The organism is Dickeya sp. CFBP 2040 (assembly GCF_012273755.1).
Taxonomy (GTDB): domain Bacteria; phylum Pseudomonadota; class Gammaproteobacteria; order Enterobacterales; family Enterobacteriaceae; genus Dickeya; species Dickeya poaceiphila.
Map to the genome: position 1 here is coordinate 39,432 of NZ_JAAVXH010000043.1, position 17,352 is coordinate 56,783.

General features: G+C 51.5%; 16 protein-coding genes. 7 read left to right on the plus strand and 9 right to left on the minus strand.

Translation table 11 applies throughout. From position 1 onward, the window contains the following. The first annotated feature begins 32 nt into the window (after nt 1-32). The 3 genes from Dpoa2040_RS06465 (at nt 33) to cmoB (ending at nt 2,259) form a co-directional block, all read left to right on the plus strand. Nucleotides 33-428: an MAPEG family protein gene (locus Dpoa2040_RS06465; RefSeq protein ID WP_168640708.1), complete on the plus strand. Its 396-nt coding sequence runs from the start codon at nt 33-35 to the stop codon at nt 426-428. Between the two features lie 119 nt (nt 429-547). Next, a complete protein-coding gene (gene cmoA, locus Dpoa2040_RS06470) occupies nt 548-1,291 on the plus strand; it encodes a carboxy-S-adenosyl-L-methionine synthase CmoA (RefSeq protein ID WP_168640710.1) in 744 nt (247 codons plus the stop codon). Next, nucleotides 1,288-2,259 (plus strand): tRNA 5-methoxyuridine(34)/uridine 5-oxyacetic acid(34) synthase CmoB, encoded by a 972-nt coding sequence (gene cmoB, locus Dpoa2040_RS06475; protein ID WP_168640711.1) that lies wholly within the window; start codon nt 1,288-1,290, stop codon nt 2,257-2,259. The genes cmoA and cmoB overlap by 4 nt, the downstream gene beginning before the upstream one ends. A gap of 86 nt (nt 2,260-2,345) precedes the next feature. Here the strand turns inward: cmoB and Dpoa2040_RS06480 are convergent, their stop codons facing one another. The 3 genes from Dpoa2040_RS06480 to Dpoa2040_RS06490 all read right to left on the minus strand — a co-directional run bounded on the left by Dpoa2040_RS06480 (nt 2,346) and on the right by Dpoa2040_RS06490 (nt 4,437). Beyond that, nucleotides 2,346-2,645 (minus strand): hypothetical protein, encoded by a 300-nt coding sequence (locus tag Dpoa2040_RS06480; RefSeq protein WP_042870350.1) that lies wholly within the window; start codon nt 2,643-2,645, stop codon nt 2,346-2,348. Between the two features lie 250 nt (nt 2,646-2,895). Continuing rightward, complete coding sequence (gene cutC, locus Dpoa2040_RS06485) at nt 2,896-3,660, minus strand: copper homeostasis protein CutC (protein WP_042870348.1); 765 nt, start codon at nt 3,658-3,660, stop codon at nt 2,896-2,898. Nucleotides 3,661-3,870: 210 nt separating this feature from the next. Continuing rightward, on the minus strand, nt 3,871-4,437 hold the full coding sequence (locus Dpoa2040_RS06490) for a VOC family protein (RefSeq protein WP_168640713.1): 567 nt from the start codon (nt 4,435-4,437) through the stop codon (nt 3,871-3,873). Nucleotides 4,438-5,142: 705 nt separating this feature from the next. Between Dpoa2040_RS06490 and argS the strand changes: the two genes are divergently transcribed. After that, nucleotides 5,143-6,873 (plus strand): arginine--tRNA ligase, encoded by a 1,731-nt coding sequence (gene argS / locus Dpoa2040_RS06495; RefSeq protein WP_168640714.1) that lies wholly within the window; start codon nt 5,143-5,145, stop codon nt 6,871-6,873. Between the two features lie 212 nt (nt 6,874-7,085). Here the strand turns inward: argS and Dpoa2040_RS06500 are convergent, their stop codons facing one another. The 5 genes from Dpoa2040_RS06500 to rimJ all read right to left on the minus strand — a co-directional run bounded on the left by Dpoa2040_RS06500 (nt 7,086) and on the right by rimJ (nt 12,940). Further along, nucleotides 7,086-8,669, minus strand: coding sequence for a methyl-accepting chemotaxis protein (locus Dpoa2040_RS06500; RefSeq protein ID WP_168640716.1), 1,584 nt, complete (start codon nt 8,667-8,669; stop codon nt 7,086-7,088). 376 nt (nt 8,670-9,045) lie between these two features. Then, nucleotides 9,046-10,581, minus strand: a complete 1,536-nt coding sequence (gene murJ, locus Dpoa2040_RS06505) for a murein biosynthesis integral membrane protein MurJ (protein ID WP_168640717.1) — start codon at nt 10,579-10,581, stop codon at nt 9,046-9,048. Nucleotides 10,582-10,728: 147 nt separating this feature from the next. After that, nucleotides 10,729-11,652, minus strand: a complete 924-nt coding sequence (locus tag Dpoa2040_RS06510; RefSeq protein WP_168640719.1) for a Gfo/Idh/MocA family protein — start codon at nt 11,650-11,652, stop codon at nt 10,729-10,731. A 35-nt stretch (nt 11,653-11,687) separates the two neighbouring features. Then, on the minus strand, nt 11,688-12,332 hold the full coding sequence (locus Dpoa2040_RS06515; protein WP_168640721.1) for a YceH family protein: 645 nt from the start codon (nt 12,330-12,332) through the stop codon (nt 11,688-11,690). Between the two features lie 23 nt (nt 12,333-12,355). Then, the gene (gene rimJ / locus Dpoa2040_RS06520; RefSeq protein WP_042870332.1) at nt 12,356-12,940 is read right to left on the minus strand and encodes a ribosomal protein S5-alanine N-acetyltransferase; all 585 of its coding nucleotides are present in this window, start codon (nt 12,938-12,940) and stop codon (nt 12,356-12,358) included. Nucleotides 12,941-13,259: 319 nt separating this feature from the next. Here rimJ and mdtH point away from each other — a divergent pair, with 319 nt between their 5' ends. The 3 genes from mdtH to Dpoa2040_RS06535 all read left to right on the plus strand — a co-directional run bounded on the left by mdtH (nt 13,260) and on the right by Dpoa2040_RS06535 (nt 15,984). Next, entirely contained in the window at nt 13,260-14,465 is a 1,206-nt protein-coding gene (mdtH, locus tag Dpoa2040_RS06525; RefSeq protein WP_168640723.1) for a multidrug efflux MFS transporter MdtH, read from the plus strand. A 181-nt stretch (nt 14,466-14,646) separates the two neighbouring features. After that, nucleotides 14,647-15,294 carry a glutaredoxin 2 gene (gene grxB, locus Dpoa2040_RS06530; protein WP_042870328.1) on the plus strand — a complete coding sequence of 216 codons (648 nt, stop codon included), beginning with the start codon at nt 14,647-14,649 and terminating at the stop codon, nt 15,292-15,294. A 126-nt stretch (nt 15,295-15,420) separates the two neighbouring features. Then, a complete protein-coding gene (locus Dpoa2040_RS06535; protein WP_042870326.1) occupies nt 15,421-15,984 on the plus strand; it encodes a lipoprotein in 564 nt (187 codons plus the stop codon). Between the two features lie 31 nt (nt 15,985-16,015). On the opposite strand, the gene Dpoa2040_RS06540 is transcribed toward Dpoa2040_RS06535, so the two are convergent. Then, the gene (locus Dpoa2040_RS06540) at nt 16,016-17,338 is read right to left on the minus strand and encodes an IS4 family transposase (protein ID WP_168640725.1); all 1,323 of its coding nucleotides are present in this window, start codon (nt 17,336-17,338) and stop codon (nt 16,016-16,018) included. Between the last annotated feature and the right edge of the window lie 14 nt (nt 17,339-17,352).

Here is a 17,352-nt window from a genome sequence, read left to right on the forward strand (position 1 = left end):
TGTCGCTGCGGATCAGGCAATTGGAGTGAAAAATGGTAAGCGCGCTTTATGTAGTGCTCAGCGCATTGTTGTTAGTCAAATTGTCGATTGATGTGGTGAAACTGCGAATGCAGTACCAGGTAGCTTATGGCGACGGCGGTTTTTACGAGTTGCAGACCGCCATTCGCGTTCATGGCAACGCAGTCGAGTACATTCCTATCGGCGGCCTGCTGCTGGTGCTGATGGAGATGAATGGTGCCATGAATGCGATGATACATTTATGTGGCATCATGTTGTTGCTCGGTCGCTTGTGCCATTACTATGGCCTGCGGCACCGCGAGTTGAACTGGCGACGCTCCGGCATGGCAGCGACTTATGTGTCACTGTTGCTGATGATCCTGTTCAATCTCTACTACCTGCCTTGGGAATTGATATTAACCCTGCGTTAATCACATCCGGCACTCACGGTAAGGCATAACTGCGCCTTACCGCCTTTCTCTCATACATCTTTGTGTCATCTTTCTGTTAGAATGCGCCCCTGTTCTTCCCTGTATGTATTTTTCCTGCTATGACAAACCGCGATATGCTTTTTTCCGCGCCCATCGCCAATCTGGGTGACTGGACGTTTGATGAACGCGTCGCTGAAGTGTTTCCGGACATGATTCAGCGCTCCGTTCCTGGTTACTCGAATATTATTTCCATGATCGGCATGTTGGCGGAGCGCTTTGTTCAGGCGGACACTCACGTCTACGACCTTGGCTGTTCTTTGGGGGCAGCCACCTTGTCGATGCGTCGTAACATCCGTGTACCCGGCTGTCGTATCATCGCTGTTGACAACTCGTCAGCGATGGTGGCCCGCTGTCGCCGCCATATTGAAGCTTTTCGCGCCGAGACGCCTGTTGAGGTTCGTGAGGCGGACATTATGGACACCGAGATTGAAAACGCCTCGTTGGTGGTACTCAATTTTACGTTGCAGTTTGTTCCGCCAGAATATCGTCTGACGCTGCTGAAACGAATCTGGCAAGGGTTGCGTCCCGGCGGCGCGCTGGTGCTATCGGAAAAATTCAGCTTTGAGGATGCTTCGATAGGCGAACTGCTGTTTAACATGCACCTGGACTTTAAACGCGCCAATGGCTATAGCGAACTGGAAATCAGCCAGAAGCGCAGCATGTTGGAAAACGTTATGCTCACAGACTCGGTCGAAACGCACAAAGCCCGGCTGCACGAAGCGGGCTTTAGTCACTGTGAAATGTGGTTCCAGTGCTTTAACTTCGGTTCTCTGCTGGCTCTCAAGCCGGAGCATCACCAATGATCGATTTCAGCAATTTCTATCAGTTGATTGCTAAAGGGCCGCTTAGCCACTGGCTCAATACGTTACCAGCCCAGCTCAGTCAATGGCAGCAGGAATCGTTGCATGGTGAATTCAAACTCTGGTTTAATTCCGTAGCGCATTTGCCGGTATTGACACCCGATCAACTTGATCTCACCCATAGCGTTACAGCCAACCTGAATACGCCGTTGTCAGCCCGACATCAGGCAGGAATTGAACGCCTGCTGCGCAACCTGATGCCCTGGCGTAAAGGCCCGTTTTCGCTCTATGGCGTCAATATTGATACTGAATGGCGTTCCGACTGGAAATGGGACCGGGTCTTGCCGCACATCAGCCCGCTACAGGACAGATTAATTCTGGATGTAGGGTGCGGCAGCGGTTACCACCTGTGGCGGATGATCGGTGCCGGTGCTCGTCTGGCTGTCGGTATCGATCCCATGCAATTGTTCCTGTGCCAGTTTGAGGCGGTGCGCAAGTTGCTGAGCGATGACCAGCGAGCTCACCTGTTACCGCTTGGCATTGAACAACTGCCGGCACTAGCCGCATTTGATACCGTGTTTTCGATGGGCGTACTGTATCACCGACGTTCTCCACTCGACCATCTGTGGCAACTCCGCAATCAGTTGGTTGCTGGCGGGGAACTGGTGCTGGAAACGCTGGTAGTTGAAGGTGATGAGCACAACGTGCTGTTACCGGGCGAACGTTATGCCCAGATGCGCAACGTCTATTTCTTGCCGTCAGCCGCCGCCCTGGCACGCTGGTTGGAAAAATGTGGTTTTGTTGATATTCGTATTGTCGATCAATGCACTACGACACTGGAAGAGCAACGCCGTACCGACTGGATGACTACCGGTTCGCTGGCGGATTTCCTTGACCCGAATGATCGCAGCAAAACCATTGAAGGCTACCCAGCTCCTTTGCGGGCGGTACTGGTCGCACGAAAACCCTAACCCCCAAAGCCCTGCAGACAGCATCAGGGCGGCGCTATGTGTTGGTCACACTCGACCGACAGACGCCGCCCCGTAATACACGCGATTTAGTGACGATTGTTGACGATCAGTTCAATGGCCGCATCTTCAGTCATGTCGGTACTTTGAATCTCGACCTGAATGTCCTGATTGCTGGTTTCATTAAAAAGCGTTGTCTTGCCGACGGTATGAAAATCACCGGTTATCGCGTCCCCCCTTTCCACCTCATAAATATCCAACAACTTGGCAACGATGAACCTTTCTTCAGGATCGCGAATAACGATGAAACCAATGCGGTGCTCATGATGCACAACGATTCCACGCATAACAGAGGATTCCTTTTTAACGGTTGGGATGACAAGAAGCATATCACCAGCTTAGGACGATAAAAGATAAGCGCATAACAGTTCAGTGAATTTTTCAGGGCTAATCACGTTCAATCCATCAATTTTTTGCGCTGTTGCTTATACGTTGACGATTGCAGGACCACTCCATAAAAAAAGCCCCGACAAAGCCGTCGGGGCCTGGTACTCGCAAGCAGACCGATAATAGGGAATGCTGCGCGGCAAAGGGCATTGAAGGATAGCTAAGATTATGCCTGGCAGCACGGTCCAGGATCTAGAAAGCTGAAGTCGTAGAGGAAGCCGCCTCAGGGCTTAAGGCGCTTTTCATGGCCGCCACGACATCACCATCAACGCAGTAGTGCTGAAACTCATCCATTTCAATTTCGGAACAGAGCGTCACGCCTAATTTGCGATAACGCATCGGTGAAGGCCGCCACTGACCTGCCGATGTATGCAACTCCTGAATGCCACAAGCGCGAAACTTGTGCAAATTAGTCAATCGCACACCCGCTCCAGCCATGATAATTGGACCACAACTGGTTTCATTAAGTTCCCGCAACAATGTTAACCCATTTTCGGCACTTTGCTGCTGACCAGAAGTCAGAACACGGGCGACGCCCAAATCTGCCAATTGATTCAACGCCAGACGCGGGTTCAGGCACATATCAAACGCACGATGAAACGTTACTGCTACCCCCTCGCATCGGGCCATAATCTGCCGCATTCGCGTGATGTCGATATGCCCTTCCTCATTCAAAACGCCGACTACCAGCCCAGGAAACCCCATCGATTTGATCTGATCGATGTCATACAACATCGAAATAAATTCCTGACTGCTGTAACAAAAATCACCTCCACGCGGTCGCACCATCGGGTGCACCGGAATGGTCAGCGTTTCCCGCGCCTGTCGCAATACACCGTATCCAGGCGTCAGGCCGCCTTCACGTTGCGAAGCACAAAGCTCAATCCGATCCGCACCCGCTTGCTGTGCCGTCAATGCGCAATCCAGGCTGTAGCAACAGACTTCCAACATCGGCATACCCCCTCCTTCGAAAAAGACCGAAACCGGCAAAGCAACCCATTTTCCCAATAATTATCCAATCATGTCGGGATAACAGTGTGATAACGGCCTAATACTGGCATCCTGCCACCCGCAGCGAAGAGAAGCCTGTCACACTGGCCGCAGGATTTGCACGTGGAATATGACATGTCACACAATTTACATAACGAGGCATTACCCTATGCGTGTTCAGGTTGATTGCTCGCTGGCAATAATGTCCTGAATACGATGGGGATGAAATTTTAGCGTGACGCGACCATTAGTTACCGCCAGCGTCGGATTGGGCAGGCGCTCATGCTCACCCTGAGGATGGCTGAATTTCAGTTTAATGCCGGGAGTAGTCAGAGCCGTATCCGACAAGCAGGATAACGCGCGGGAGTGCAATGTCGTCGGGTCGCCGGGCAGCAGCAGTTCCACGTGCTCCCACCCTTCATGTGGATAATGCCGGTTGCCAGGCCATGGCAACTCCACACAGTCAATCTGCCATGGACCGACAGTTAACGGTTGATGCAAGGTAAACAGACAAATTATCCGGCCATTGATCAGGTTTTCCGACAACAACGAGCCGCAAGCCAACAATGCTGTGCGCCATTGTTCCGCCGTGCTGTTTTGGTGACAACGCAGGGATATATGGTCTGCATCAAAAACGGCAAGGTTTAACTCAAGCTGCAATGCGAGTTGCTGAAGCTCAGTTACAAACCGGGAAAGATCATCTATTAGCGAAGGGGGAAGCGTTGCTGATAACGGAGTAGTCATTATTTCCTCATTAACCGGAACAAATAGTTTATACGACCTAATTTAACACAGACAAAAACAACCTCCATTTTTTTACATATTCATCATCATATGATGCCAGATTTGACCAAATTCTCTTATTTTTTATGCCAACTCCTGAATGATAGGCGCACACCAATTCAATCCAAAAAAAATAATACTGATAAACGATATTAACAAAATGAAAAAAATATAATGAGAATTACAATTCATTGATTTTAAATAAATTCAAAAACCAGGTGAGAGTATTCTTAAATCTTCTCTGTAACATTGAGAAATAAACCAAAAGCAGATAACTTCAAATCTTCCCAACCTCCACCAAATGGCTAAAGGGCATTTACCATGTTGCTAATAACGTTCTCTATGCTTGTTGTTATTGCTGGCTATTCAATGTTCCGTCATGTCAAAACGATACAGAGCACACGCTTAAGTACGGATCGCCGGAACAGACGACGCTAAGTTTTTTTCATTAATATTTTCCCTCTGGTATTCAGGCTTATCGCTAAGCCGTATCTTTAATATTGTATTTATTATCGATAATCGCAGCAGCTATCTTGCCGCATTATCCGCCGCATTATTTTATTTTTCTTGTCGCCCCGTTATGGGGCGCTTGTTACGGTGTTCTGCTGACTGTGCCCCCCAAATATGGTATAAAGGAAGGCTTGATTCGTCATTTAGGGCAAACCGGTGAATATTCAGGCTCTTCTTTCAGAAAAAATCCATCAGGCAATGATTACGGCGGGCGCGCCCGCTGACAGCGAAGCAATGGTTCGCCAGTCAGCAAAAGCGCAATTTGGTGATTATCAGGCAAATGGCATCATGGCAGTTGCCAAGAAACTGGGCGTGCCGCCACGCCAGTTGGCCGAAAAAGTGGTACAAACGCTGGAATTGAATGACATTGCAGCCAAGACAGAAATTGCCGGCCCCGGTTTCATCAATATATTCCTCGATCCCCAATGGCTGTCATCCCAGTTGGAACAAGCACTGGCTGCACCCAAACTGGGTGTTTCCCCCGTTGAGCCGCAAACTATCGTTATTGATTATTCCGCCCCTAACGTCGCCAAGGAGATGCATGTCGGTAACCTGCGATCGACCATCATTGGCGATGCTGCGGTACGTACGCTGGAATTTCTCGGTCATAAGGTTATTCGCGCCAACCATGTCGGTGACTGGGGTACCCAATTCGGTATGCTGATTGCCCATCTGGAAGATGTGCAAAATGCTAATACTCACGATCTGGAACTGGCCGATCTGGAAGCTTTCTACCGCGAAGCGAAAAAGCATTACGACGATGATGCCGTCTTCGCTGAACGCGCCCGTGGTTATGTAGTGAAACTACAAAGCGGCGATGAATATTGTCGCTCCATGTGGCGTAAGCTGGTGGATATCACCATGGTGCAGAACCAGCACAGCTATGACCGCCTGAATGTATCGCTGAGCGCAAATGACGTAATGGGTGAAAGCCTCTACAACGCCATGCTGCCGGAAATCGTAGCAGACCTAAAGGCCAAAGGGCTGGCGGTAGAAAGCGAAGGCGCTATTGTGGTCTATCTGGATGAGTATAAAAACAAAGAAGGCGAAGCGATGGGCGTCATCATCCAGAAAAAGGATGGCGGCTATCTTTACACTACAACCGATATCGCCTGCGCTAAATACCGCTATGAAAAACTGGGGGCCAACCGAGTTCTGTACTATATCGACTCCCGTCAGCATCAACATCTGATGCAAGCCTGGAGCATCGTGCGTAAAGCCGGTTATGTTCCAGAATCCGTCAGTCTGGAACACCACATGTTCGGTATGATGTTGGGTAAAGATGGTAAACCGTTTAAAACCCGCGCCGGTGGCACGATCAAGTTATCCGAACTGCTGGATGAAGCGTACGAACGCGCACTGGCGCTGATTGCAGGCAAAAATCCGGAGATGGAGCGCGCAGAGTTGGAACAACTGGCGCAAGTCGTCTCAGTGGGTGCAGTCAAATATGCCGACCTGTCGAAAAACCGTACCACTGACTATATATTCGATTGGGATAACATGCTGGCGTTCGAAGGCAACACAGCACCCTACATGCAATACGCTTACACTCGCGTCTCGTCGATTTTTAAGCGTGCTGGCGTGGAAGAAAGCAGCCTGATCCAACCGATAACCCTGAGTGCCGAGCATGAACAGGCGCTGGCTACTCGCCTGCTGCAATTCGAAGAGACCGTTACCACAGTCGCCCGTGACGGCACACCACATGTCATGTGCGCTTACCTGTACGATCTGGCTGGGTTGTTCTCCGGCTTTTACGAAAACTGCCCCATTCTCAACGCCGATAATGACAGCACGCGTCAAAGCCGCCTCAAACTGGCACTACTGACTGCCAGAACGCTGAAAACCGGCCTGGAGACGCTGGGCATCCAAACGGTCGAAAAAATGTAAACCGCATTCGGGCCGATAATCTGAAAACAGATGTCGGTCCGCTATTCTTCCTGCTAGTCTCATCCCCGAACCATTACTTACCCGCGTGATGTCTTATTTACGTGGTTTCTTATCGATGAGGGCTCCCCCCCTCAGCGAAATTCTGGTTCTGACTCAGGTCAGCGAGACAGCGGCTACCCCATTGATATGTAGCAGCCGCTGGCGATTACTTATTACTTCACCCCTAAAGACAGGGTATGTCTCGGTGCATCATCAAGATGTTGGTAACCTCCCGCCTTCAGACGGAAAATCTCTACCAGTTGACGCAGTTTTGCAGCCTGATCATTGAGTGACTCTGCAGCCGATGAGGCCTGCTCCACCATAGCCGCGTTCTGCTGAGTGACAGACTCCATCTGGTTGATCGCTATATTGATCTGGCTAATACCGCGGTTCTGCTCTTCCGACGCCAGAGACATTTCACCCACCAGCGATGACGCATTGGTTATCAACGTCTTGACGTTGCTGATAGCATCACGCACATCATCAGCCTGTTGCGAACCGTTTCTCACTGCGGCAATCGCATTGTCTATCAGAGTTTTAATTTCTCTGGCTGCGGAAGAAGAACGCTGCGACAGCGTGCGCACTTCGCCTGCCACCACGGCAAAACCGCGACCATGCTCGCCAGCGCGCGCCGCTTCCACGGCGGCGTTAAGCGCCAGAATATTGGTCTGAAAAGCAATGCCCTCGATCAGGTTGGTGATCTCCGCGACTTTTTCTGAACCAGAGGCAATCGCCTTCATCGCCTGCATCATGCGCTCAACGGACTCATCCCCATGGCTTACCGCATCTGCCGCCTGCTGTCCCAGGCTATTAGCCTGTCGGGCATTATCGACGTTACTTTCTACGGTGGAGGAAATTTCATGCATACTGGCGGCGGTTTGCGCCAGAGACGACGCCTGCTCTTCGGTACGCGCCGAGAGATCAATATTCGCCGCAGCGATTTCACTGGATGCGGTAGACACACTCTCGCTGGCCATACGCACATCCGCCAATACGGTGGCGAAACGCTCAGTCAGGCTATTCAGTGCCTGAGCAGTTTTACCCACTTCATCATTACGGCTATCATCCGCACGCAAGGTCAGGTCCAGATTATCACTGATACTCAACAGAGTATGCTGCAAGTGATTCAGGCTGCGACGGACATAGCGTAGGATCACCATTGCCAGCGTACCGGCAACAGCAACGGATGCAATGATAAGACTGATAAACGTATACAACGCCGTGTTATAGCTGTCGGTATTGGCTTTTTCCTGATTGCTGGCCAGTACCAGATTGTATTCACGCTGCTCCTGCAAGGCTTTAATCAATGCCTGCTCAGTCTGCTTTTTCGTGTTTTCCGCATCCGCATTCTTCTGAGCAGCACCACTGTTATGGATGCTATCGATGGACTGACGGTAAGACGCCAATAGCTGAATGATATTATTGGTCATCTGCGCGTCACGATCATCAGAGACATATTTCTGCTTATAATCAGCCATAAACTTATCCACAGTATTCAACCTGTCCTGAATGGATTTTAACTGCGTAGCGCGTTGCGTCTGATCATCAACTCCCGCCAGAGTAACAAGCGAGACTCTTACTTCACGTATATTAATGTTTGCGTTAGACAACAACGTGAGGCTGGGTAACGTATTGCCAGTAAATGACTCAACCCGATCTTTCGAATCTCCTAGTGCTTTAATGCCAAACCCGCCTACTCCGACGAGCGCCAGTACAAAAATCATTATAACTATTGTTAACTTTTGGAGGATTGTCATTTTATTTCTCTTTATTTACAAAAGGTTATTGCATTTTCTTTAAAAGAACCCGTAACGTATTTTCTGATAACTTCGTATCTTTAAAATTGATATCCCATCAATTAAATTGGTCCATGATACAGTAATATACATTTTTTTATTCATTTAAAGAGGTTCGAGTTTTGGTCTACATTGAGCGATTGATTCTCACTCTCTGGTGTACGACTGATCAGAAATATTAAACAAATTAATATCAATTAGGGATTATATCGTTTTTTGAAAAAATATGAGCATAAAAACGAAATTCAGTAACTGCAAAAAAAATCAGCCCCCGCAGACAGCTGGTAGGCCGACTGCAGGACAGAAGGAAGAAAAAATAAAAGGTAAGCAACAAGGATCAGATGCTACGGCGAGAGAAATCCTTCGGTCGGAAACCCAGCAAAGCCAGCATGGCGAAATAACTGCCGGCACCAGCGATCACCACCACCGACAAGCGCAGCAAACGCAGCGTCATGCTGCCCTGCTCCCAGGCAGGCATCCACATGCATAACGCGATCAATACCAACGACATGATCACTACCGCCATTACCAGTTTAACCAGAAACGCCGTCCAACCCGGTTGAGGTTGAAAGATGCGCTGGCACCGCAACTGCCAGAACAATAGGCCAGCGTTAATGCAAGATGCCAGGCCAATCGATAGCGACAATCCGGCATGTTGCAGCGGGCCGATAAATATCAGGTTCATCAGTTGGGTCATCACCAGGGTTGCCACACCAATTTTTACTGGCGTTTTAATATCCTGCCGTGCGTAAAACCCCGGCACCAGCACTTTTACCAGGATTAGCCCCATCAGCCCGATGGAGTAAGCCACTAACGCACGCTGAGTCATCATGGCATCAAACGCACTAAATTTACCGTATTGAAACAACACCACGGTCAATGGCTTAGCCAGCAGCCCCAGCGCGACTGTCGCCGGCAACGCCAGCAAAAAGCAGAGTCGCAACCCCCAGTCCAGCAACCGGGAATACTCCTGCTGATTACCGCTGGCAACACTTTTCGACAGCGACGGCAGCAGAATGGTCCCCAACGCCACGCCCAACACGCCGGACGGAAACTCCATCAACCGATCAGCATAATACATCCAGGACACGGCACCCTGGCTGAGAAACGATGCAAAGATGGTGTTGATGATCAAGGAAATCTGGCTAACCGACACGCCAAGAATCGCAGGTGCCATCAGCTTCATCACCCGGCTAACACTGGAGTCACGAAATTTGATGCGCGGCAGCACCAACATGCCGATTTTTTTCAGATGCGGCAGTTGGTAGCCCAGTTGCAGTATCCCGCCAGCCACTACAGCCCACCCCAGCGCCATCACCGGCGGGTCAAACCAACGAACACCCAGCAACGCAAAACCAATCATGCTGATGTTCAATAACGTAGGGGCAAACGCGGGTACCGAAAAACGGTTCCAAGTGTTGAGAACCGATCCTACCATCGACGTCAGCGAAATCAGCAAAATATAAGGAAAGGTCACTCGCAACAGCGCCGATGTCAGTTCAAAGCGCTCTGGCGTCGAGGCAAACCCTGGCGCAGTCACCATGATCACCCACGGAGCCGCGACCATGCCGGCAGCCGTCACCAGCGCCAGTATCAACGTCAGCATCCCGGCGACATACGCCAGAAAGGTCCGTGTCGCCTCCTCGCCTTGTTGACTTTTATACTCTGCGAGAATCGGCACAAACGCCTGAGAAAATGCGCCTTCGGCAAAAATACGCCGCAACAGATTCGGTAATTTGAACGCCACAAAAAACGCATCAGTCGCCATGCCTGCGCCAAATACACGAGCGACGATAGCATCGCGCGCAAAACCCAGCACACGAGAAAGCAAGGTCATGGAACTGACCGCAGCCAGTGATTTCAGTAAATTCATTCAGTTATTCTGACTATGGAATAGAGAGAGGCATGGCGGGGAAAATAGGCTCAGCCGCCATTCTGGCTATCGCGGCACACAGCCTAGTCGATTGCACCGCCAATAGCCACTATGGATATCTGATGCATCTGATGGTCGCTGTTTTTTTCAGCATTCTCTTAATAACATCTCAATCAGACGTTGCGCGTACAGTGCCTGATCACCGGAAGTCAACGGCGGCGAGTGCGAGACTACCGCATCAATGAAATGCCGAACAGCCCCCACAAAACCACGCTGTTCCAGCGTGCTCTGCCAGGATGGCATCGGATGCAACAGCACCATGCCGTTGCGCTCCTCACGCCATTCCCGCAAATTGTCCACCTGATACCAACCGCCATCATTAACCAGTTGTACACTTTCACGCTGACTACCTGCCTGGCGATGCATACTGGTTGTAATCACCCCATGCGAAGTCCGGAACTGGTGTTCGGCATAAACCAGTTGCCCTTGAAGATTACAACGTATCCGTCCACCACATAGCGCAGTTGGCAAATCCGGCGTTTGCGCCAGCCACAACGCGGTGTCCACCACATGCAGATAGTCATCCAGCAAGGTAAACGCCAGCGGCTGAGGCCCGATGTTATCGACACGATGCTTTTCCATGCGCAGGCTATCCGCAGAGGGCTGCACTTGCCGGAGTCGCTGATAAAGCGGCGCAAAGCGACGGTTGAAGCCCACCATCAGCAGTAAATCATGACGAGCCGCCAGCGCCACCAGTTCTTCCGCCTGCGTCAACGTTTCCGCCAGCGGCTTATCCACATAGACGTGTTTACCGGCCAACAACAGCGTTTTGACCACTTCATAATGGCTGGCGGTACTGCTGTGCACAAACACAGCATCACACTGGCTGCTCAACGTCTCCAGAGAGGAAAAACAAGTCATACGATACTGCTGACACAGTTGCCGGGCACGCTCTTGCCCCGGCGACCAGGCACCTGCCAGTTGCCAATATTCCGCCTGTGATAAAATCGGCAAATAGGCCTTACGGGCAATATCCCCCAGACCCACCACACCAATGCGCACGAGTTTCATGCTGTTGCTCCTGAACGATGCTATGCGGACAGCCGTCAAGCAAGACGCGCCTGTAATGCGGCAAGTTGCGCTCGCAATTCGGCCACGTCACTTTCCAGTACGGAAACCCGTGCGGCCAGTTCACCATCAACCGATTCATCGCTCAGCGCCGGCGGCACAATATCCGCCACCTCGCCGCTAAACAAATGCATAAAACGGCTCTCGCGCTTGCCTGGCTCCCGTGCCAACCGCACCACAAACGGCCCATCTTCACGCTGTTGCAAGCACTGCAACACGTTCTCAACCTCTTCCATATCGGCAAATTCGTACAAGCGAGCTGCTCTGGTGCGAAGCTCGCCCGGCGTCTGTGCGCCACGCAGCAACAAGATGGTCACCAGCGCCACTTCAGCTGGAGAAAACTTCAGGTCGCCAAATTCGGAATTGCAGAAGCGGTGTTCATATTTCATCACCCGGTTGCCAAAGCCGCTAACAGTACGTAGAAAATGCCGCCTGACCAGCAGGTCCAGCGTTTGTTGTACCTCGCTTTCGGTCAATTCCATGACCGGCTCGCGGTTGGTTTTCTGATTACAGGCCGCGGTCAGCCCATTCAACGACATCGGGTATTGCTCCGGCGTGGTAACCTGCTTTTCCAGCAAGCATCCGATTATCCGCGCCTCACGTGGCGTCAATTGGTATTTCATGGCACGTCCTCATTCAGCCGCGCTCAACGCATCGGCGTCCATTCATTATTAGTCAGGGCGGTCAGCACGTGATCCTGCCATTTGCCGTCAATCAGCAAGTAATTTTTGGCGTAACCTTCTTTTTCGAACCCAAGCCTGGCCAGCAGGTCACCGCTGCGCTGATTGTGCGGCATATAGTTAGCCATAATGCGATGCATATGCTGCTGACGTTGCATGTAACGCAGCGCCGACTGCAACGCCTCGTACATCATCCCTTGCCCCTGCCATTTTTCACCCAGTGAATAACCAAGGTAACAGGCATGAAAGGAGCCGCGCAGCACATTGCTGAAATTGGCTACGCCGCGTACCTCGGTTTCATCCGGGTCCAGCAGCAAAAAATAGTAGGCGCTACCCTGTTTGTGCATATCGCAGATCACGCTCAGCCGCGCCTGCCAACCAGAAGGATAACAGTGGCTGGCATCGCGCACCGGTTCCCAGGGTTTCAAAAAATCACGGTTTTCCGCGTAATACTCAGCCAGACGCCAGGCATCGCGTTCGTGCGCCAGCCGGACCACCAGTCGATCCGTGGTCAGACGGACCCTGGGTGTCGTTGAGCGATAGCCAAACATGCCTTCCCCCTCAGGTGACGAATTATCGATGAATAAATTTTATTAATGCGCTCAACACCAACACGGCGAGCGCCATAACAGGGTAAATAACCAATAGCACTTACTATAACCACATAAATTCCATAGCGTAAAATCATGACCGCTGAGTTATTGCACAATCGACACGCTACACTGACTTTTTTTCGTAAATTGTTCGTCAGATAACAGTTGAACGATAAAAAAATTTATTAGCAGGATCCTCTATCGTAATAATCCAATCGACGAGAGAATAGACAAGCTATATCGCTTTCTTTAATTTCCTCTTTCCTCGTGGTGAAACATGTCATTAATGACGCAGGCTCGTAGCCTGGGCAAATATTTTCTGCTACTGGATAACATGCTGGTAATCCTGGGTTTCTTTGTGGTATTCCCGCTGATTTCTATCCGTTTTATCGATCAAATGGGCTGGGCGGCGCTCACGGTCGGGTTCGCGCTCGGTCTGCGTCAACTCACCCAGCAGGGACTCGGCATTTTCGGTGGCGCCATTGCCGACCAGTTTGGCGCCAAACCGATGATCGTTACCGGTATGTTGCTGCGCGCCTCCGGTTTCGTATTTATGGCGCTGGCTACTACGCCACTGATGCTGATGCTCTCCTGCGTGCTGTCGGCGTTGGGCGGTACGCTGTTCGAACCGCCGCGCACAGCCATGGTCATCAAACTCACGCGTCCGCACGAGCGCAGTCGTTTTTTCTCACTATTAATGATGCAGGACAACGCCGGTGCGGTGCTCGGCGCACTGATCGGCAGTTGGCTGATGCAATATAATTTTTCGGTGGTGTGCTGGGCAGGTGCGGCCGTTTTCGTACTGGCCGCCGTACTGAACGCTCTGCTGCTGCCCGCCTATCGCATTTCTACCATTCGCACCCCCATTCTCGAAGGCATGATGCGGGTAATGCGTGACAGACGTTTTGTCGTCTATGTACTGACGCTGACCGGTTATTTCATGCTGGGCGTACAGGTACTGTTGATGATGCCTATCATGGTTAACGAGCTGGCGGGCACGCCATCTGCCGTCAAGTGGATGTACGCCATTGAAGCAGCGCTATCGTTAACGTTGCTTTACCCTATCGCCCGCTGGAGCGAAAAACGCTTTCGTCTGGAACAACGGCTCTTATTCGGGCTGTTCATTATGACCCTGAGCCTGATTCCGATGGGCATGGTCACCAGCCTGCCGTGGTTGCTGGGTTTGATCGGCTTGTTTTATATCGGTTCCATCATCGCCGAACCGGCACGGGAAACGTTAGGTGCGTCACTGTCGGATGCACGCGCCCGCGGCAGCTATATGGGGTTTAGCCGAATGGGGCTGGCACTGGGCGGTGCATTCGGTTACAGCGGGGGCGGCTGGTTGTTTGATACCGGAAAAGCGCTCGGTCAACCCGCCTTACCCTGGTGTATGCTGGGTATCATCGGCATGTTGACCATGGCCGCCCTATACTGGCAATTCCACATGAAGCGTATCGAACCGGCCATGCTGCGCGAGCATTGATCAAATACGATTAGCCTGCATATCGTCTGGGGGCATCATGTCCCCCCTTTTACCTTCACTTTCCAGATGTTACGGCACAGATTGTTCATGGACGAACCCGTGCTGACGGTGGATAATCCCGCTCGACATCATCATCACGGCAGCGCCTGATCAGGCGCAGTTCAACCTAAGGAGTTCCAGTATGAAACTGTTTGTCTATGAACATTGTCCTTTCTGCGTAAAAGCACGCATGATTTTCGGCCTGAAACAGTTGCCGGTGGAGCTGCATGTGTTGTCCAACGATGACGAAACCACGCCCATCTCGATGGTCGGTCAGAAAATGGTGCCGATTCTGCAAAAAGAGGATGGCAGCTACATGCCGGAAAGTCTGGATATCGTGAAATACGTTGACGAACTGGACGGAAAACCGGTACTGACCGGCGCAACCAACCCAGCTATCGAGACCTGGATTCGTCGCGTATATGAATATGCACCGCGACTGCTGATTCCCCGTTTCTCTCGTGCCGACTTCAAAGAGTTCGCCACCGAAGCGGGTCGTAATTACTTTATCCACAAAAAAGAAGGGCAAATCGGTAGCTTCGACACTCACTTCAGCCAGACGGCAGAGTTGATAAGTCAGTTAGAAAGTGACTTGCAAGCGCTGGCGCCGCTGATTGTCTCGCCGCAGGCGTGCAACGGTGCGTTGTCACTCGATGACATTAACCTGTTCGCCCTGCTGCGCTCACTGACTATCGTGGCTGATGTCAATGTCCCGTCGGCTATCGCGGCCTACTGCAACACCCTGTCTCAGAACGCCAACGTTGATCTGCTGATCGAACAGGCGCAATAACCGCTTGTTGCCGCCGCCCGACGGCGGCGTTTAGGTCTATTCTGATTGGCGATATCAGCGGAATAGCGCACCCTGCCGGCATTCCTCGCCCGGCGAGGTAATCACATAAAACAAGAGGTTATAATAATGAGAAAATCGGGACTGGCCGTTCTGGCGCTACTGGGCACATTACTGGTGAGCGGTTGCAATCAACTGGCGCAATACAGCCTGAGTGAGCAACAAATCAATCAGTATTTGCAACAGCATAATGACTACCAGAAGCAGTTAGGCGTTCCCGGCGTGGTGGATGCGCAGATTACACTGACCGAACTGAGCAGCCAGATTGGTCGCGCAGAACCCGGCAAAGTGACGCTGAGTGGTAACGCCAAAGTCGATATCAGCTCACTGCTAGGTAAACAGCAGGCAGACATGAAGTTGACGCTCAAAGCGCAGCCGATATTCAGCAAAGACGAGGGTGCCATCTACCTGAAAGACATGGAACTGGTGAATTACAGCGTTCAGCCGGAGAAACTACAAACGGTGCTGCAAACGCTGGCACCCTACCTTAATCAGTCGTTGAAAAGCTACTTCGATCAGAAACCCGCCTACGTGCTAAATCCGGAGCACAGCAGCAAAGAAGCTCTGGCGAAAAAACTGGCCAAGGGGATTGAAGTGAAACCCGGTCAACTGGTTATTATGCTGACCGATTAAAAAGAAACGGGTGGCGTTCGCCTAATGCCAGTCACTTAAGGTGACTGGCATTGTTTTTAAAAGGGTATTTGGGCTTTTTTTGCCTCACTTCTCTTTCATACTCCCGCTCCCGTCTCGGCGGCAGTTTCAGCATCGCGGCATTGCTGTAGAAGTGCTTCAGGTGTCCCGGCACTGCTCCCGGTGAGGACCATGGCAGCCCGATTAACAGCCGCATGATTTCTGCCACCGAACCGCTGAAGCTCAGCTGATACGGCAGATAATCTCCTTTCAGGCTGAACGCCATTTTCACCATCTGATACCGCACCAGGTTGTATGTCAGCAGTATCCCCCACAGCTCCTGTCTCACCATCTCCGGTAATTTACTTCTCAGCGTCCAGCGGTTGCCGCACAGCAACTGCTTCGCCTCACGATACCCCAGTTCGATTTCCCACCGGTGTTTGTAGAGTTCTGCTATGTCTGCCGCCGGGTAACGCATCGCGTCCGTCATCGATGTGACAACCTGACGTTCCACACCGTTAACCTTCCTGCTGATTAACCGGACAGTGAGCTCATCCGGCAGACCTTCCCACTGTTTTCTTGCCTGTGGCGAGGTCTTCAGCGTTATCAGTTCATCCTGCCTGCCCAGTCTGCGTATCACCTCATACTGCGTGCCCTTTTTCAGCGGCAACAACCAGTGGCGGTTCTCACCTGCCCTGTGCCAGTCATGCAGCAGGCCTGTTGACCAGAAGCCCCTGTCGAACAACGTCACGCTATTATCCGGTGCCTGCTTTGCCAGTCCTGCCGCCAGCCGCATCTCATTAACGTCATACCGGCCCATCACGCTGGCGCGCAGCAGGTGACTGCTCAGTTCCATCAGACACACCATGCGGATCTGCGGGAAGCCTTTTTCACCGTACTGATTTTCCGCTTTCGCGAAGGCAGCGGCATTTTCCGGTGTGTCGGGCGTTCGCCAGACCACGCCATCAACGGCGTTCAGCGTCAGCCCGTTCCAGAGCGGATGCCGGGATTCTTCATGCCAGTGCTGTTGTGTCAGTTCGAACAGCACTCTAATGGCATCCTCACCCAGCGTTTTGCGGCGGGCAATGACGGAGCTGGGTGCGGTAAAAGGTCTGCCAGTCCGGTCAGCGATGTCCATCAGATTGACGATATGGGACACAGGCTTGTTGTTGAAAATAGCCATACCTATAACCAGCCAGACCATGGATTCGAGGGGAAGCTTACGCTTACGTAGCGTCACGGTATCCGTGAGGGTAAAGGCCTGCTGAATAAGGTCGGGGGAAAGGAGGTCGGCAAGACTCTGAACTTCATCGGGAGCGGTAAGATTGATAATGCCGAGGGCCTGTGAAAGTTCCATTAAAAAGGGTCCAT

Excerpts from the sequence above, each read along its gene's own strand:
- murJ (WP_168640717.1), bottom strand. The coding sequence starts at position 10,581 with ATGAATTTACTGAAATCACTGGCTGCGGTCAGTTCCATGACCTTGCTT.
- cmoA (WP_168640710.1), top strand. The coding sequence starts at position 548 with ATGACAAACCGCGATATGCTTTTTTCCGCGCCCATCGCCAATCTGGGT.
- Dpoa2040_RS06535 (WP_042870326.1), top strand. The coding sequence starts at position 15,421 with ATGAGAAAATCGGGACTGGCCGTTCTGGCGCTACTGGGCACATTACTG.
- cmoB (WP_168640711.1), top strand. The coding sequence starts at position 1,288 with ATGATCGATTTCAGCAATTTCTATCAGTTGATTGCTAAAGGGCCGCTT.
- Dpoa2040_RS06515 (WP_168640721.1), bottom strand. The coding sequence starts at position 12,332 with ATGAAATACCAATTGACGCCACGTGAGGCGCGGATAATCGGATGCTTG.
- Dpoa2040_RS06500 (WP_168640716.1), bottom strand. The coding sequence starts at position 8,669 with ATGACAATCCTCCAAAAGTTAACAATAGTTATAATGATTTTTGTACTG.
- Dpoa2040_RS06465 (WP_168640708.1), top strand. The coding sequence starts at position 33 with ATGGTAAGCGCGCTTTATGTAGTGCTCAGCGCATTGTTGTTAGTCAAA.
- Dpoa2040_RS06490 (WP_168640713.1), bottom strand. The coding sequence starts at position 4,437 with ATGACTACTCCGTTATCAGCAACGCTTCCCCCTTCGCTAATAGATGAT.
- Dpoa2040_RS06540 (WP_168640725.1), bottom strand. The coding sequence starts at position 17,338 with ATGGAACTTTCACAGGCCCTCGGCATTATCAATCTTACCGCTCCCGAT.
- rimJ (WP_042870332.1), bottom strand. The coding sequence starts at position 12,940 with ATGTTTGGCTATCGCTCAACGACACCCAGGGTCCGTCTGACCACGGAT.
- cutC (WP_042870348.1), bottom strand. The coding sequence starts at position 3,660 with ATGCCGATGTTGGAAGTCTGTTGCTACAGCCTGGATTGCGCATTGACG.
- Dpoa2040_RS06480 (WP_042870350.1), bottom strand. The coding sequence starts at position 2,645 with ATGCTTCTTGTCATCCCAACCGTTAAAAAGGAATCCTCTGTTATGCGT.
- mdtH (WP_168640723.1), top strand. The coding sequence starts at position 13,260 with ATGTCATTAATGACGCAGGCTCGTAGCCTGGGCAAATATTTTCTGCTA.
- grxB (WP_042870328.1), top strand. The coding sequence starts at position 14,647 with ATGAAACTGTTTGTCTATGAACATTGTCCTTTCTGCGTAAAAGCACGC.
- Dpoa2040_RS06510 (WP_168640719.1), bottom strand. The coding sequence starts at position 11,652 with ATGAAACTCGTGCGCATTGGTGTGGTGGGTCTGGGGGATATTGCCCGT.